This window comes from Amycolatopsis vancoresmycina, assembly GCF_000716785.1.
GTDB lineage: Bacteria > Actinomycetota > Actinomycetes > Mycobacteriales > Pseudonocardiaceae > Amycolatopsis > Amycolatopsis vancoresmycina.
Window position 1 is genome coordinate 192,800 of record NZ_JNYY01000007.1, and the last position, 14,835, is coordinate 207,634.

The window sequence follows — 14,835 nt, forward strand, 5'->3', positions numbered from 1 at the left end:
GCCTTATAGGGCGTCCGTGCCGCGCTCGCCGGTCCGTACCCGGATGACCGTCTCCACCGGCGTCACCCACACCTTGCCGTCGCCGATCTTGCCGGTGTGCGCGGCCGTGGTGATGGCGTCGAGCACCTTCTCCACGTTGGTGTCGTCGGTGACGACCTCGATCTTCAGCTTGGCCACGAAGTCCACCGAGTACTCGGCACCGCGGTAGACCTCGGTGTGGCCCTTCTGGCGGCCGTAGCCCTGGACCTCGCTGACCGTCATGCCCAGCACGCCCAGCTGCTCCAGCGCGGAGCGGACGTCGTCGAGCGTGAACGGCTTGACAATCGCCGTGATGAGCTTCATGCCTTGCTCTCCTCGAGTTTCGCGGCCGGGGTGGACTTGACCGGGATGGTGTTCGGCGAGCCGAGGCCGCCGCCCGTTCCGGTGAAGTCGTAGGCGCTTTCCGCGTGCTGGGCTTCGTCGATGCCGCTGACCTCGTCCTCGGTGCTGACGCGGAAGCCGCCGGCCTTCTTGATCACGAAGCCGATGATGAAGGACAGCACGAAGGAGTACGCGAGCACCGCACCGGCGGCCGCGGCCTGACGCCCCAGCTGGGTGAACCCGCCGCCGTAGAACAGGCCGTCCGCACCGAGCGAGTTGACGCTCGTGGTGCCGAAGAAGCCGATCAGCAGCGTGCCGACGATGCCGCCGACCAGGTGGACGCCCACGACGTCGAGCGAGTCGTCGAAGCCGAACTTGAACTTGAGCGAGATGGCGAGCGCGCAGAGCGCACCGGCGATCAGGCCGATCGCGATGGCCCCGAGCGGGCTCACGAAACCACACGCCGGGGTGATGGCGACCAGGCCGGCAACTGCACCGGACGCCGCGCCGAGGGTGGTCGGCTTGCCGAACTTGATCTGCTCGATCAGCAGCCAGCCGAGGACGGCGGCGGCGGTGGCGACGGTGGTGTTGGTGAACGCGACGGCGGCGAGGTCGTTGGCGGCCAGCGCCGAACCGGCGTTGAAGCCGTACCAGCCGAACCACAGCAGCGAGGCGCCGAGCAGCACGAACGGCACGTTGTGCGGGCGGCCGGTGTCCTTCGGCCAGCCCTTGCGCTTGCCGAGCACGATCGCCAGCGCCAGACCCGCGGCACCGGCGTTGATGTGGACCGCGGTACCACCGGCGAAGTCGAGGGCCTTGAGGTTGTTGGCGATCCAGCCGCCGACCGCGTTCTCGCCGACGAAGCCGTTGAAGGAGAACACCCAGTGCGCGACCGGGAAGTACACGACCGTCACCCAGATGACGACGAACAGCGTCCAGCCCCAGAACTTCGCGCGGTCGGCGATGGCGCCGGAGATCAGCGCGGGCGTGATGATCGCGAACATCAGCTGGAACATCACGAAGGCGAGCACCGGCAGCGCGTCCGAGCCGGGCCAGGCGACCGCCGGCGAGGTGTCGGTGGCGGCGACCGCGAAGCCGGCGAGCTTGCCGAAGGTGTTTTCGAGCCCGGCGAAGTGGAAGTTACCGACGAAGCCGCCGAAGGCGTCGTCGCCGAAGGACATCGAGAAGCCGTACAGGGCCCACAGCACCCCCACGACGGCCAGCGCGATGAAGTTCATCATCAGCATGTTCAAGACGCTCTTCGCGCGGACCATGCCGCCATAGAAGAACGCCAGTCCTGGGGTCATGAGCATGACCAGCGCGGCGCTGGCCAATACCCACGCGGTGTCTCCTGCGTTCAGCACAATCGTCCTCCCGTGCCCTGGGTTCGTGCGTTGGCAGTTTTGGCGCGCGGTGTTTCACCGGGCGGCTCGCGAGGTTTCACCCGCGTGAACTGTCCGCGCCCGGTTGTTACGGCCAGGTTTCCCCAGCCCCCTCCTCCGGTGTCCGGTTGCGAAACGTCGTGGTCGAATATCCCCATGACACCGGCCGACCACGGGAATGACCCACTGCCACCCCCGGTCGTCGCGGCCCTGCGGTGTTCGGTGTGCGGTGCCCCGATCGGCGCAGCGGGACGCACGCTGCGTTGCGAAAACCGCCACTCTTTCGATCTAGCGCGGCAGGGTTACGTGAACCTGTTGCACGCGCGAATCCCGGCCGGGACGGCCGACACCGCGCCGATGGTCGCGGCCCGTGCGGACTTCCTCGCGTCGGGCGCGTACGAACCCCTCGCCGGCGAGCTGGCCCGCGTCTGCGCGGAGGCCGACGGTCTGGTCGTCGACGCCGGCGCGGGCACGGGGTACTACCTCGCGCGGGTGCTGGAGGCGTCGGAGGCGTTCGGCCTCGCGCTCGACGTCTCGGCGGTCGCGCTGCGGCGGGCGGCGCGGGCCCACCCGCGGCTGGGCGCGGCGGTGTGGAACCTCTGGGAGCCGTGGCCGGTCGGCGACGGGGTGGCGTCGGTCGTGCTGAACGTCTTCGCGCCGCGCAACGGGCCGGAGTTCCACCGCGTGCTGCGGCCCGGCGGCCTGCTGGTCGTCGCCGCACCGGCCCCGGACCACCTGCGCGAGCTGGGCGACCTCGTCCTGGCCGTCGACGAGCGCAAGGACGAGCGCCTGGACGCCACTCTCGGCGAGTACTTCACGCGCACCGGCCGCACGGAGGTCCGGCGCGCGGTGGAACTCACGCCGCGGCAGGTGCGACAGGTGGTCGAGATGGGCCCGGCCGGGTTCCACCTGGACCGCGACGGCCGCCGGGAACGCCTGGACGCGGTGCAGCAGCCGCAGGTCGTCACGATCTCGTTCACCGTCTCCACGTACCGGCGTCGCTGAGTCTGAGAGGGTAAAGGGGTGAAGCCCGACTGGACCGCGTCCGCGACCCGGCTCGCGGACGCGGAGTGGGTGCGGGCCCGCATCGGCGGCGCGGCCAAGCTGTACGGGTGTGCCCGGCCGGAGGTCCTCGGCACGATCTGGTGGTACTCGCTGTCGTCGGTGCTGGTGGCCCCGGCGGTCGAGGGCCTGGTGGCCGGGACGCCCGCCGATCCGTCGCTGGACGCCGTGGAGCTCGACCTCGTCGCCGACGGGCGGTTCCTCGGCGCGCGGTCCACCCGGCGGCTCGACGGCGGCCTCCCCGAGCTGGGCGCCGCCCTCACCGGCGCCCTCGGGACCGCGATCGCCACCATCGCGGCCGTCAGCGGGGCGCGGGAGCGGGCCCTCGGGGCGATCGCCACCGACTCGATCGGCAACCGGCTGCTGTGGACGCCCGATCCGGAGCGCGCGATGGCCCTCGCCGGGCCCCTGGTGGACGCCATCGACCTGGGCCTGCCGAAGCCGCGCTTCGTGCGCGTCGGACGTACGCCTGCCGTACGGCGTGCTTCGTGCTGCCTGATCTACGAAGTCGGCAACCCCAAGTGCGTGAGCTGCCCGCGTCAGACGCCCGAAGAGCGTGAAGCACGCCTTCGCGCCGCCCTGGGTTAGAGAACCGCCAGCTCCAGCCCGGCCAGCCGCTCCGGGTCGGCGATGACCTCGATGCCGGTGATGCGGTCGCCGTCGACGCGGAACGCCAGGACCACCGCCAACCGCCCCTCGCGCACCATGAGCAGGCCGGGGGCGCCGTCGACCAGGGCGAGTTCGCTGGCGCGGGCCCGCTCGGACGCCAGGATCGCGCCGCGGCGGACGCTCTCGACGCCGCGCAGTTCGATCGGTGCCGGGCTCGGGCCGACGAACCGGTCGGCGTGCAGCACGACGTCCGGGTCGAGCAGGGCCAGGAGCGCTTCGAAGTCGCCGCCGCGGGAGGCGGCCAGGAACGCTTCGACGACTTTGCGCCGCCGGGGCAGGTCCGCGTCCGCCGTGGTCCCGCCCCGCACCCGGCGGCGGGCACGGCTCGCCAGCTGCCGGGTGGCGGCCGGGGTCTTGCCGATCACCGTCGCGATCTCGTCGAACGGCACCGCGAACATGTCGTGCAGCACGAACGCGACCCGCTCGGCCGGGCCCAGTGCGTCGAGGACCACCAGCAGCGCCAGGCCGACGGTGTCGGCCAGCTCGGCCTCCTGCTCCGGGTCGCGGCGGTCGTCGTCCGGCTCGGGACGGGTGTCCAAGGGCTCTTCGCGGTGGTTGCGGCGGGTGCGCAGCAGGGACAGGCAGACGCGGGCGACCACGGTCGTCAGCCAGGCGGGGACGTTGTCGATCTCCTCGGCGCCGGTGCGGTGGAACCGCAGCCACGCCTCCTGGACGGCGTCGTCGGCTTCGGCCGCCGAGCCCAGCATGCGGTAGGCGACCGCCCGCAGCCGCGGCCGCTCCTGCTCGAACCGCTCGGTCAGCGCGTCCACCGTGGTCCTCTCGTTCGCCGGTCGTAGCAGTAGACCCCGCGGCGGACGCCGATGTGACCGGAACGGAGGTGATCTAGGTCATCCGCCGCAGGACGCCGGCGAGCAGAGCCGCGGGTTCGGACAGCGGACCCGGCAGCCGCGCCAGCACCACCCGCCGCCGTTCGGCCGGGCCGCCGCGCACGTCGAGCACCCGCACCCCCGGCGGGACGGCCTCGGCCAGCGACGCCGGCACCGTCGTCAGCCCGCACCCGGCGGCGACCAGGTTCAGCTTCGCCAGCCAGTCGCGGGCCGTGTGGGCGATCTCGGGCCGCTCGTCCAGCCCCGGCCAGACGCCCATCAGCGTGTCCTCCCCCGCCGACGGCCCGGCGATCCAGCGCTGCGCGCGCAGGTCGGCGACGTCGACCTCCCCTGCCCCGGCCAGCGGGTGGCCCGCGGGCACCGCGAGGCGGAGGCTGCGCTCGGCGAGCGTCTCCAGGCGCAGCGCCGGTGTCTCGGCGTCCGGCGGGCGGAACGGCGGGACCGAGCCGAGCACGGCCAGGTCGAGGGTGCCCGCGCGCAGCGCGCGGACGAGAACCGGCGTGGTGCCCTCCCGGGTGACGACGGTGACGCCCGGGTGCGTGCGCCGCAGCTCGGCGACCGCGCGGGGGACCAGGACCGCGCCCGCGCTGGGGAACCAGCCCAGGCGGACCGTCCCGGCTTCGGCGGGCAGACCGGCCAGCTCACGCCCGGCGGCGTCGATCTCGTCGAGCACCGCGATGGCCCGGCGCAGCACGACGCTCCCGGCGGCGGTGAGGCGGACGCCGTCGGGCCGTCGCTCCAGCACCGGCGTCCGGGCCACCCGTTCGAGGGATGCGATCTGCCGCGACACCGCGGACTGCGTGTAGCCGAGGGCCGCCGCGGCCGCGGTGAGGGTGCCGCGCTCGGCGACCTCGCGGAACACGCGCAGGGCGACCAGGGAGACGTCACCGAAGTCCATGACGTTCACGCATACCAGGGTTGCCTGATTCTCGCTTTTCGCATGACTCCAGCGGACCTAGCGTGGCCGGTATGACACGTACCGCCGTGGTGACCGGGGCCAACCAGGGCCTCGGCTTCGCCCTCGTCCGCGGGCTCGCCGCCCGGCTCGCCCCCGAAGACCTCGTCCTGCTCACCGGCCGCGACGCCGGGCGGGTGGCCGCGGCGGTTTCGGCTGTCGCCGCCGATCCGGCGACGCGCAGCCGGGTCGAGGGCCGCGTCCTCGACGTCTCCGACGCGGATGCGGTGAGCCGGTTCGCCGAGCCGGCCGACATCGTGCTCTCCAACGCCATCGGCCCGCTCGACCCGGGCCGTCCGCAGGCCGAGCAGGCCGACGTCTTCCTCGACGTCGCCAACGGCGGCACCCACGCGGTGCTGCGGTCGTTCGGGCCGGTCCTGCGCCCGGGCGGACGGCTGCTCGTCGTCGCGAGTTCGCTGGGCACGCTCGGGCACCTGCCCGAGCCGCTGCAGGCGCGCTTCGACGGCGTCTCGCTCGACGACGTCGAGAAGGCGGTCGAGGACTGGCGCTCGGCGATCCACGACGGCACGGCCGCCGCGCAGGGCTGGCCGGAGTGGATCAACGTGCCGTCCAAAGTGGCCCAGGTCGCGGCGGTGCGCGCGGTGGCGGCCGAACGCCGGGACGCCGACCTCGCGAACGGCACCCTGGTGGCGGCGGTCTGCCCGGGCCTGATCGACACCCGAGCATCCCGGCCGTGGTTCAGCGACTTCAGCCAGGCGCAGACGCCCGACGAGGCCGCCCGCGCGGTGCTGGACCTGGTGTTCGCCGACGTCGATCCGGCGACCTACGGCGAGCTGGTCCGGTTCGGGCGGGTACTGCCCTGGCGGAGCTGACTGTCAGAGCACGCAGAACTCGTTGCCCTCGGGATCGGCCATCACGAAGTGGTCGGGGCGGCCGTCCAGCTCGTCCTGCCGCAGCACCGTCGCGCCCGCCGCCGTCAACCGCGCGACCGCCTCGACCACCCGCTCCCAGCGCGTCTCCCACGGCACCTCGCGGCCGCCGCCGGCCTGGACGTCCAGGTGGAGGCGGTTCTTGGCGACCTTCCCCTCGGGCACCTTGAGGAAGCTCAGGCCGGGCAGCACGCCCTCCGGGTCGGTCAGGTAGGCGCCGTCGTCCCACTCCGCCTCGGGCACGCCGTGCTGGGTGAACCACGCTTCCCAGGTCGCGAACCCCGGCGGGGGCGGGCGCTCGATGTAGCCGAGGGCCACCGCCCAGAACCTCGCCAGTGCGCGGGGTTCCGCGCAGTCGATCGTCACGCTCCAGCGCACTGTCACGGACTGGAGCGTAACCGCGCCCACGCCCTGAGAGGGCGTGTCATCCGGGGGATGATGCGGTTACCGTGGGCTGCGATGAGTGAACGCAGCTGGGGCTTCCGGACCCGCGCCCTGCACGCGGGCGGCACCCCCGATCCGGCCACCGGTGCGCGGGCCGTGCCGATCTACCAGACCACGAGCTTCGTCTTCGAGGACGCGGCCGACGCGGCGAACCTGTTCGCGCTGCAGAAGTACGGCAACATCTACAGCCGCATCGGGAACCCGACCGTGGCTGCCTTCGAAGAGCGGATCGCCAGCCTCGAAGGCGCCATCGGCGGCGTCGCCGCGGCCAGCGGGCAGGCCGCCGAGTTCCTCACCTTCAGCGCGCTCACCGAGGCCGGAGACCACATCGTCTCCGCGAGCGGGCTCTACGGCGGCACCGTCACCCAGCTCACCGGCACGCTCCGGCGCTTCGGCGTCGAGACGACCTTCGTCAGCGGCGGCCTCGACGACTACGCCGCCGCGATCACCGAGCGGACGCGGCTGCTCTACACCGAGGTCATCGGCAACCCCGGCGGCGGCATCGCCGACCTCGCCGCGCTGGCCGACCTCGCGCACGCCCACGACATCCCGCTGGTCGTCGACGCGACGCTGGCGACGCCGTACCTGTGCCGCCCGATCGAGCACGGCGCCGACATCGTGCTGCACTCGGCGACGAAGTTCCTCGGCGGGCACGGGACGACGCTCGGCGGGATCGTCGTCGAGTCCGGGAAGTTCGACTGGGGCAACGGGAAGTTCCCGCGGATGACCGAGACCGTCGACAGCTACGGCGGCCTGCGGTACTGGGAGAACTTCGGCGAGTACGCGTTCTGCACCCGGCTGCGCGCCGAGCAGCTGCGGGACATCGGCGCGGTCCTGTCGCCGCACTCGGCATTCCTGCTGCTGCAGGGTGTCGAGACGCTCCCCCAGCGGATGGACGCGCACGTCGCGAACGCCCGGGCGGTCGCCGAGCACCTCGAAGCGGACCCGCGCGTGGCCTGGGTGTCCTACGCCGGGCTGCCGTCGCACCCGCACCACGACCTGGCGCGGAAGTACCTGCCCGCCGGGCCGGGCGCGGTGTTCTCGTTCGGCATCGACGGCGGCCGCGCGGCGGGCGAGAAGTTCGTCGAATCGGTGGAGCTGCTGTCGCACCTGGCGAACGTCGGGGACGCGCGGACGCTCGTCATCCACCCGGCGTCGACCACGCACGCGCAGCTGTCGGAGGCGCAGCTCGCCGCGGCGGGGGTCGGGCCCGACCTGATCCGGCTGTCGGTCGGCCTGGAGGACGTCGAGGACATCCTCTGGGACCTCGACCAGGCGCTGGGCAAGGCGGTGGCCGGGTGACGCACGACGTGAGCGCCGTCGAGCGGCGCGCCATCCTGCACCGGACGAAGTCGGTGACGCTGGTCGGCGCGTCGGCCAACCCGGCGCGGCCCAGCTACTTCGTCGCGACCTACCTGCTCTCGTCGACGCGCTACGAGGTCAACTTCGTGAACCCGCGCCTGGACACGCTGTTCGGGAAGCCGGTGTACGCGTCTTTGAAGGACGTCCCGGGCGAGCCCGACCTGGTCAGCGTCTTCCGCAGGCACGACGACCTGCCGCAGGTGGCCGAAGAGGTGATCGACGCCGGCGCGCGGACGCTGTGGCTGCAACTCGGGTTGTGGCACGAGCCGGTGGCCGATCGGGCGCGGGAAGCCGGGCTGGACGTCGTGATGAACCGGTGCGTGAAGATCGAGCACGCGCGGTTCGCCGGCGGGCTGCACCTGGCCGGGTTCAACACGGGCGTGATCAGCTCGCGGCGGCCGTCGGCGCCGTAGGGAACGGATCCGCCGGTCCCGCTGTTGGCCCGGGTATGACGATGGGCATCACGTTTTCCGGCGGCCCGACCGCCCTCCTGGAACTGGGCGGCGTCCGCCTGCTCACCGACCCGACGTTCGACGCGCCCGGCGACCACCCGATCGGCGAGCGGGTGCTGGTCAAAACCGAGGAATCGGCGCTGACCGAGGAGTCGGCCGGTGTGGTGGACGTGGTGCTGCTGTCCCACGACCAGCACCCCGACAACCTCGACGACCGCGGCCGGGCTTACCTGGCGACGGTGCCGTTGACGCTGGTCACGCCGAGTGGGGCTTCGCGGCTCGGCGGGACCGCGCGCGGACTGGAGCCGTGGGAATCGACGGAGGTCGGGGCGCTGACCGTGACGGCGGTTCCGGCGCTGCACGGGCCCATCGGAGCGGCACAGGTCACCGGGGACGTGACGGGGTTCGTGCTGACCGGCGACGGGCTGCCGACGGTGTACGTGAGCGGGGACAACGCGTCGGTGGACCTGGTGCGGGAGATCGCGGCCCGGTTCCGGGTGGACATCGCGGTGCTGTTCGCCGGAGCGGCCCGGACGGCGTTGTTCGACGGCGCGCCCCTGACGCTGACCAGCGTGGACGCGGTCGAGGCGGCGAAGGTGCTGGGCGCGGCGAAGGTGGTGCCGCTGCACTTCCGGGGCTGGCAGCACTTCAGCGAGGGCCCGGACACCCTGCGGTCGGCGTTCGACGCGGCGGGTCTGGCGGACCGGCTCGTCCTCCTCGAGCCGGGCCAGCGCGCAGAGGTCTGACACGGTCGTGAGTGGTCTGCCGCGGCTGGTCGTGAGTGGTAAGGCGAGTTAGAACTCGCCTTACCACTCACGACCCCGGGAAGCGCTGGGGTGGCGCCGTGAGAGGGTGGCGGCATGGCCAAACCCACCCCGCTGCAGTTCCGGAACATCCTCGTCGCCCTTCTCGCGGCGGCGGGCTTCGTCTGGAGCGTTGTCGCCGGGCTGCCCTGGTGGGTCAGTGCCCTCGTCGGGTGTGCCTGCGTCCTGTCGCTGGCCTCGGCCTACCTCAACCGGCCCGGCGCCAACTAACGCGTCTTCGCGAACCGCGCCTTGAGGTTCGTCCGGCCCGCCTCCGTGAGCCGGCCGAACAGGCGCAGCCGCGCCAGGCCGCCGTCCGGGTAGATGTCGAGGCGGGCCTCGGTCACCTCGGGGCCGTCCGGGAGCGCGAAGCGGTGGCGGGTGTCCGGCTGCAACCGCGTCTTCGGGAGCAGCGGGACCCACTCGCCGTACGTCTCGCGGCCGCTCACCGACGCCCAGCCCGGCGCGTTGCCCTTCAGGTTGCTCGTGTCCAGCTCCACGAACCGGACGATCCCGGCGCCAGCGAGGCGCAGCGTCACCCAGTCATTGCCGTCGTCGCGGCGGCGGGCCGTTTCCCAGCCCTCCGCCTGGTGGGCCGCTAGGCCCGGCGACAGGATGTTGTTCGGTGACGAGTAGAACCGGTTGCTGCAGCCGGTGACGATCGCGCCGTTCTCCAGGGCCGCCAGGTCGAGGGCGTCCAGGTCGAGCAGCGCCGGATCCGGGATCGGTGCGCCGTGCACGCGCAGGCGGGCCACGCCGCCGTCCGGGTGCTGCGTCAGCCGGACGTGCGTGTAGCGCCGGGAGCCGTTGACCGCGTAGAAGTTCTCCGTGTGGCCCGCGGCCGGGGCGCGGTCGACCAGGACGTCCCAGTCCGCCGTCTGCAGCTCCGCCGCGCTCGGGTAGCCCGGGACCGACGTCGCCTCGACCGAGACGAACGGCGGGTAGTTGCCCTTGAAGAACGCCGTGTCGACGACGACACCGGTGACCGTGCCGGCCAGGCCGAGCCGGACGATGGCCTGGTCGTCGCCCGGTTCGCGGTGGCGGCGGGTCTCCCAGCCGTCGTAGACCTGGCCCTTCGGCCCGAACGTCTCCGCCCGGTGCGCCGGCACCCACGGGTTGACCAGGTTCTCCTTCTCGGCGAACAGCTCGTCGGTCGCCCACATCACCGTGCCGCCGAAGCGGCGGGACGCGAGGTCGGGCAATTCTGTCCACTCCGGACGGTCGGACACCTGGGCCTCCATTTCAGCAGTTCCCCCGGGTCAGCAGCTCGCCGTGCGGTGAGTCGCCGGTGATTTCGGTGCCCCGCAGCCAGGTCGAGCGCACGACGCCGGCCAGCGGCCGCCGGTCGTAGGCGCTGACCGGGTTGCGGTGCTTCAGTTTCGCGACGTCGACCACGAACGCCTCGTCCGGCGCGAACACGCAGAAGTCGGCGTCGTAACCCACCGCGAGGTGGCCCTTGCGGCGCATCCCGGCCTGCGCGGCCGGGCGCTCGGCCATCCACGCGACGACGTCGGTGAGCGCGAACCCGCGCTGCCGCGCCTGCGTCCAGATCGCCGGAAGGCCCAGCTGCAGGCTGGAAATCCCGCCCCACGCCTGGCCGAAATCGCCGCTGTCGAAGCGTTTCAGCTCCGGCGTGCACGGCGAGTGGTCGCTGACGATCGTGTCGATGACGCCGTCGGCGAGGCCCTGCCAGAGCAGCTCGCGGTTGGCCGCCTCGCGGATCGGCGGGCAGCACTTGAACTGCGTCGCACCGTCGCGGATCTCCTCGGCGACGAAACTGAGGTAGTGCGGGCAGGTCTCGGCCGACAGCCGGACGCCGTCACGCCGGGCCGAAGCGATGAGCGGCAGGGCGTCCGAAGAGGACAGGTGCAGGATGTGCGCCCGCGCCGAATGACGGCGGGCCGCGTCGATCACCTGCGAAATCGCGAGGTTCTCGGCTTGGCGCGGCCGCGACTGCAGAAAGTCGACATAGCGACCGCCGTGCGGCTCGGGGGCGTCGTCGATCTCGTGCGCGTCTTCGGCGTGGACGATCATGAGCGCGTCGAAGGAACTCAGCTCCCGCAACGCTTCGTCGAGCCCGGCCGGGTCGAGCGGCGGGAACTCGTCGACACCCGAGTGCAGCAGGAAGCACTTGAAGCCGAACACCCCGGCGTCGTGCAGACCGCGGAGATCCCCGGCGTTGCCCGGGATCGCGCCGCCCCAGAAGCCGACGTCGACGTGCACCCGGCCGGTTGCCGCCTTGCGCTTGACCTCCAGCGCGGCGACGTCGACGGTCGGCGGCAGGCTGTTCAGCGGCATGTCCACGATCGTGGTCACCCCGCCCGCCGCGGCCGCGCGGGTCGCCGTCTCGAAGCCCTCCCACTCGGCGCGGCCGGGGTCGTTGACGTGGACGTGCGTGTCGACCAGCCCCGGCAGCAGCACGACGTCGTCACCCAGGTCGAGGACGCGGTCGCCGCTCAGCGCCGCGCCGCCGGGTTCGACCGCGACGATCCGGCCGCCCTCGACGCCGACGGTCGCCGGGACCTCGCCCTCGGCTGTCACGGCCCGGGCGGCGCGCACCACAAGATCCATCCGAAAGCCCTTCTGCGGGAGGATGACCACCGCCGATTTCACAGAACGGAAAGACGGTTTCGCACAACGACAGTAACCACGGCGCGCGCCGCTCGTCAACGACGGACGCGGCGCGTTACGGTCGACCCGTGCGGCTTGAAGCGGAGTTCACCAGCGAACCGTTCCACGGCGAAGGTTCGCCACCCGAACACGCCGTCGCCGCCCGCGACGCCGCCGCGGATGCCGGGCTGGACACCGATTTCGGCCCGCTCGGCACGCTGGCCCGCGGCGAGGCGAAGGAGCTGCTCGAAGCCCTGCCGGCGATCGCGAAGGCGGCCCTGGACGGCGGCGCCACGCGGGTCACGCTGCAGCTGCGCCGGGCCGACGACCCGGGCGGCGCGCCCGTCGTCGAGCTCAACGACGCACTGGCCCGGCTGATCGCCGACGTCGAGCGGGAACTGGGCGCCAAGCTGGGCGAACTCGACCGCGCGGGCAAGCAGCGCGCGGTCCGGCTGCTGCGCGAACGCGGCGCCTTCGGGCTGCGGAAGTCCGTCTCGTCGGTCGCCGACGCACTGGGCGTCACCCGGTTCACCGTCTACAACTACCTCAACCGGGAAGCCGACTGACCAGCGCTTTCAACAAAATGTTGACGGAACTCCGGCGCCGACGTACGGTCAGCCCGTGCTGCTCACCGAGTTCAACACCACCGACGTCCGGCCGCTGCTGACGGAGTGCCTCGCCGTGCCCCGGTGGGCCGACGCCGTGCTCGCCGGGCGGCCGTACGCCGATCTCGACGCACTGAAAGCCGCCGCCGACCTGCCGTTGAGCAGCGACGAGATCCGGCAGGCGATGGCCGCGCACCCGCGGATCGGGGAGAAGCCGAAAGCGGGCTGGGCGCGGTCGGAACAGTCCGGTGTGGACAATCCCGGCGCGTTCGCCGCGGCGAACGCCGAGTACGAAGCCAAGTTCGGGCACGTCTACCTGGTCTGCGCGAGCGGCCGCAGCGGCGACGAGCTGCTGGAAATCCTGCGCGAGCGGCTGGCCAACGACCCGGCGACCGAGCTGGCCGTCGCGGGACGCGAACTGCTGAAGATCGCCGAACTCCGACTCGCGAAAGCGGTGACCGCGTGAGCCTCGTGACCACCCACGTCCTGGACACGGCCCAGGGACGCCCCGCCGAAGGGATCGCCGTCCGGTTCGAGACCGCCGGCGGCAAGCCGATCGCCGAAGGTCGCACCGACGACGACGGCCGCATCCGCGACCTCGGCCCCGAGACCCTCGAACCGGGTGTCTACCGCCTGATCTTCGACACCGGCGCCCACCTGGGCCCGGACACGTTCTTCCCGGAGGTCACGCTGACCTTCCGGATCTCCGACGGCACCGCGCACCACCACGTGCCGCTCCTGCTCAGCCCGTTCGCCTATTCGACCTACCGAGGGAGCTGACCGTGGCCGTCACCCTGGGCCCCAACCAGTACGGCAAGGCGGAGGTCCGCCTGGTCACCGTGCGCCGCGAAGGTTCCGTGCACCACCTGAAGGACCTCACGGTGTCGACGTCGCTGCGCGGCGAGCTGGCCGCGACGCACCTGACCGGCGACAACGCCGGCGTGCTGGCGACCGACACGCAGAAGAACACCGTGTACGCCTTCGCGAAGGAGGCGCCGGTCGGCGAGATCGAGGACTTCGGCCTGCGCCTGGCCCGCCACTTCGTCGGCACGCAGGAGAACATCACCGGCGCGCGGATCAAGATCGACGAACACGGCTGGGACCGCATCCCGGTCGGCGGCGCGCCGCACGACCACGCGTTCAGCCGGTCCGGCGACGAGCGCCGCACGACGGCGGTGACGGTCCGGGACGGCCGCGCGTGGGTCGTCTCCGGCATCGACGGGCTGACGCTGCTGAAGTCGACCGGTTCGGAGTTCCACGGCTTCCCGCGCGACCAGTACACGACGCTCGCCGAGACGAGCGACCGGATCCTGGCCACCGCCGTCACGGCGAAGTGGCGCTACCAGGGCGAGGGCATCGACTGGGCGGAGAGCCACCGCGAGATCCGGCGGGTGATGCTGGAGACGTTCGCGACGAAGCACAGCCTTTCGCTGCAGCAGACGCTGTACGCGATGGGCGAAGCGGTGCTCGAAACCCGCGAAGAGGTCGCCGAGGTGCGGCTGTCGCTGCCGAACAAGCACCACTTCCTGGTGGATCTGAGCCCGTTCGGGCTGAAGAACGACAACGAGGTGTTCTACGCGGCGGACCGGCCGTACGGGCTGATCGAGGGCACGATCCTGCGCGACGACGCCGCGGACCCCGGGCCGGCCTGGGACATCCACTGAGTTGATAGAACGCTCTATCATCGTGGGGTGGCAGGGACCAAGGACCGCATCATTGCCGCCGGCGCCGAGCTGTTCCGGCGCAACGGCTACGCCGGGACCGGGCTGAAGCAGATCGTCTCGGAGGCCGGCGCGCCCTTCGGGTCCCTGTACCACTTCTTCCCCGGCGGCAAGGAGCAGCTCGGCGCGGAGGTCGTCCGCACCTCGGGCCTCGCCTACATCCAGCTGTTCGACCTCTTCATCGCGCCCGCGCCGGACGTGGTCAGCGGGATCGAAGCCTTCTTCGCCGCCGGGATCGCCACCCTGGAAGCCACCGGCTACGTCGAAGGCTGTCCCATCGCGACCGTGGCCCTGGAGGTCGCCAGCACCAACGAACCCCTGCGGCAGGCCACCGCCGACGTCTTCACCGCCTGGATCGACGCCGGCACCGAGAAGTTCGCGCAGTTCGGGCTGTCCCGGGAAGCCGCGCGGACGCTCACCATCACCGCCGTCAACAACCTCGAAGGCGCCTTCGTGCTCTGCCGCTCGCTGCGCGACACCGAAGCCATGGCCGTCGCCGGGGCCGCGACCGTCGATGTCGCCCGGCGACTCCTCCAGGAGCGCACACAACTTTAGTCGGGAATCCAACACGAACCACCAAAGTGGCGCTTGACCGCGCAGCATCCGACACCGAAGCTGCACAGTGCTGGTCAACAAGTGGTCTAGTCCTCCTGCCTCACACCGCCGTCCGGT

The 14,835-nt window shown here is 72.0% G+C and carries 19 protein-coding genes; 12 read left to right on the forward strand and 7 right to left on the reverse strand.

Going from position 1 to position 14,835, the window contains the following annotated elements; genetic code table 11:
- Positions 1 to 3: 3 nt before the first annotated feature.
- Together OO60_RS19235 and OO60_RS19240 are read right to left on the reverse strand one after the other, a co-directional pair.
- Entirely contained in the window at positions 4 to 342 is a 339-nt protein-coding gene (locus tag OO60_RS19235; RefSeq protein ID WP_003103060.1) for a P-II family nitrogen regulator, read from the reverse strand.
- Positions 339 to 1,724 (reverse strand): ammonium transporter, encoded by a 1,386-nt coding sequence (locus OO60_RS19240; RefSeq protein WP_162146240.1) that lies wholly within the window; start codon positions 1,722 to 1,724, stop codon positions 339 to 341. Before OO60_RS19240 ends, OO60_RS19235 begins: the two co-directional genes overlap by 4 nt.
- Positions 1,725 to 1,898: 174 nt before the next feature.
- Here OO60_RS19240 and OO60_RS19245 point away from each other — a divergent pair, with 174 nt between their 5' ends.
- On the forward strand, positions 1,899 to 2,747 hold the full coding sequence (locus OO60_RS19245; protein WP_063749400.1) for a putative RNA methyltransferase: 849 nt from the start codon (positions 1,899 to 1,901) through the stop codon (positions 2,745 to 2,747).
- Positions 2,748 to 2,765: 18 nt separating this feature from the next.
- Positions 2,766 to 3,392, forward strand: a complete 627-nt coding sequence (locus tag OO60_RS19250) for a (2Fe-2S)-binding protein (protein WP_003103051.1) — start codon at positions 2,766 to 2,768, stop codon at positions 3,390 to 3,392.
- On the opposite strand, the gene OO60_RS19255 is transcribed toward OO60_RS19250, so the two are convergent.
- Together OO60_RS19255 and OO60_RS19260 are read right to left on the reverse strand one after the other, a co-directional pair.
- A complete protein-coding gene (locus OO60_RS19255) occupies positions 3,389 to 4,243 on the reverse strand; it encodes a sigma-70 family RNA polymerase sigma factor (RefSeq protein WP_003103048.1) in 855 nt (284 codons plus the stop codon). The genes OO60_RS19250 and OO60_RS19255 overlap by 4 nt on opposite strands.
- Positions 4,244 to 4,316: 73 nt before the next feature.
- Positions 4,317 to 5,219 (reverse strand): LysR family transcriptional regulator, encoded by a 903-nt coding sequence (locus tag OO60_RS19260; RefSeq protein WP_205624231.1) that lies wholly within the window; start codon positions 5,217 to 5,219, stop codon positions 4,317 to 4,319.
- 71 nt (positions 5,220 to 5,290) lie between these two features.
- On the opposite strand from OO60_RS19260, the gene OO60_RS19265 reads away from it, so the two are divergent.
- Entirely contained in the window at positions 5,291 to 6,109 is an 819-nt protein-coding gene (locus OO60_RS19265) for an SDR family NAD(P)-dependent oxidoreductase (RefSeq protein WP_033261808.1), read from the forward strand.
- 3 nt (positions 6,110 to 6,112) lie between these two features.
- On the opposite strand, the gene OO60_RS19270 is transcribed toward OO60_RS19265, so the two are convergent.
- Entirely contained in the window at positions 6,113 to 6,550 is a 438-nt protein-coding gene (locus OO60_RS19270; RefSeq protein ID WP_051767724.1) for a VOC family protein, read from the reverse strand.
- A 75-nt stretch (positions 6,551 to 6,625) separates the two neighbouring features.
- Between OO60_RS19270 and OO60_RS19275 the strand changes: the two genes are divergently transcribed.
- From OO60_RS19275 to OO60_RS47165, 4 genes are all read left to right on the forward strand, one after another.
- The gene (locus tag OO60_RS19275; RefSeq protein WP_003103043.1) at positions 6,626 to 7,912 is read left to right on the forward strand and encodes an O-acetylhomoserine aminocarboxypropyltransferase/cysteine synthase family protein; all 1,287 of its coding nucleotides are present in this window, start codon (positions 6,626 to 6,628) and stop codon (positions 7,910 to 7,912) included.
- Positions 7,909 to 8,385: a CoA-binding protein gene (locus tag OO60_RS19280; RefSeq protein WP_003103039.1), complete on the forward strand. Its 477-nt coding sequence runs from the start codon at positions 7,909 to 7,911 to the stop codon at positions 8,383 to 8,385. Before OO60_RS19275 ends, OO60_RS19280 begins: the two co-directional genes overlap by 4 nt.
- A gap of 41 nt (positions 8,386 to 8,426) precedes the next feature.
- Positions 8,427 to 9,170 carry an MBL fold metallo-hydrolase gene (locus OO60_RS19285; protein WP_003103036.1) on the forward strand — a complete coding sequence of 248 codons (744 nt, stop codon included), beginning with the start codon at positions 8,427 to 8,429 and terminating at the stop codon, positions 9,168 to 9,170.
- 114 nt (positions 9,171 to 9,284) lie between these two features.
- Positions 9,285 to 9,458: a hypothetical protein gene (locus OO60_RS47165; RefSeq protein ID WP_003103033.1), complete on the forward strand. Its 174-nt coding sequence runs from the start codon at positions 9,285 to 9,287 to the stop codon at positions 9,456 to 9,458.
- Here OO60_RS47165 and alc read toward each other — a convergent pair.
- Complete coding sequence (gene alc / locus OO60_RS19290) at positions 9,455 to 10,468, reverse strand: allantoicase (protein ID WP_003103030.1); 1,014 nt, start codon at positions 10,466 to 10,468, stop codon at positions 9,455 to 9,457. The genes OO60_RS47165 and alc overlap by 4 nt on opposite strands.
- A gap of 1 nt (position 10,469) precedes the next feature.
- Entirely contained in the window at positions 10,470 to 11,798 is a 1,329-nt protein-coding gene (allB, locus tag OO60_RS19295; RefSeq protein WP_033261845.1) for an allantoinase AllB, read from the reverse strand.
- A 128-nt stretch (positions 11,799 to 11,926) separates the two neighbouring features.
- On the opposite strand from allB, the gene OO60_RS19300 reads away from it, so the two are divergent.
- From OO60_RS19300 to OO60_RS19320, 5 genes are read left to right on the forward strand one after another with little or no spacing between them, the layout of a single operon-like run.
- A complete protein-coding gene (locus tag OO60_RS19300) occupies positions 11,927 to 12,403 on the forward strand; it encodes a helix-turn-helix domain-containing protein (protein WP_033261811.1) in 477 nt (158 codons plus the stop codon).
- A 55-nt stretch (positions 12,404 to 12,458) separates the two neighbouring features.
- Positions 12,459 to 12,908: a 2-oxo-4-hydroxy-4-carboxy-5-ureidoimidazoline decarboxylase gene (gene uraD / locus OO60_RS19305; protein WP_003103007.1), complete on the forward strand. Its 450-nt coding sequence runs from the start codon at positions 12,459 to 12,461 to the stop codon at positions 12,906 to 12,908.
- Positions 12,905 to 13,222, forward strand: coding sequence for a hydroxyisourate hydrolase (uraH, locus tag OO60_RS19310; RefSeq protein WP_003103005.1), 318 nt, complete (start codon positions 12,905 to 12,907; stop codon positions 13,220 to 13,222). The genes uraD and uraH overlap by 4 nt, the downstream gene beginning before the upstream one ends.
- Before the next feature lie 2 nt (positions 13,223 to 13,224).
- A complete protein-coding gene (gene pucL / locus OO60_RS19315) occupies positions 13,225 to 14,106 on the forward strand; it encodes a factor-independent urate hydroxylase (protein WP_003103002.1) in 882 nt (293 codons plus the stop codon).
- Positions 14,107 to 14,133: 27 nt separating this feature from the next.
- The gene (locus OO60_RS19320) at positions 14,134 to 14,718 is read left to right on the forward strand and encodes a TetR/AcrR family transcriptional regulator (RefSeq protein ID WP_003102999.1); all 585 of its coding nucleotides are present in this window, start codon (positions 14,134 to 14,136) and stop codon (positions 14,716 to 14,718) included.
- The last annotated feature ends 117 nt before the right edge of the window (positions 14,719 to 14,835 follow it).

Bases quoted from the DNA above. Each gene is read 5' to 3' on its own strand.
- OO60_RS19235 (WP_003103060.1), bottom strand. From the start codon at position 342: ATGAAGCTCATCACGGCGATTGTCAAGCCGTTCACGCTCGACGACGTC.
- OO60_RS19245 (WP_063749400.1), top strand. From the start codon at position 1,899: ATGACACCGGCCGACCACGGGAATGACCCACTGCCACCCCCGGTCGTC.
- OO60_RS19260 (WP_205624231.1), bottom strand. From the start codon at position 5,219: ATGGACTTCGGTGACGTCTCCCTGGTCGCCCTGCGCGTGTTCCGCGAG.
- OO60_RS19265 (WP_033261808.1), top strand. From the start codon at position 5,291: ATGACACGTACCGCCGTGGTGACCGGGGCCAACCAGGGCCTCGGCTTC.
- OO60_RS19275 (WP_003103043.1), top strand. From the start codon at position 6,626: ATGAGTGAACGCAGCTGGGGCTTCCGGACCCGCGCCCTGCACGCGGGC.
- OO60_RS19285 (WP_003103036.1), top strand. From the start codon at position 8,427: ATGGGCATCACGTTTTCCGGCGGCCCGACCGCCCTCCTGGAACTGGGC.
- OO60_RS47165 (WP_003103033.1), top strand. From the start codon at position 9,285: ATGGCCAAACCCACCCCGCTGCAGTTCCGGAACATCCTCGTCGCCCTT.
- alc (WP_003103030.1), bottom strand. From the start codon at position 10,468: ATGGAGGCCCAGGTGTCCGACCGTCCGGAGTGGACAGAATTGCCCGAC.
- allB (WP_033261845.1), bottom strand. From the start codon at position 11,798: ATGGATCTTGTGGTGCGCGCCGCCCGGGCCGTGACAGCCGAGGGCGAG.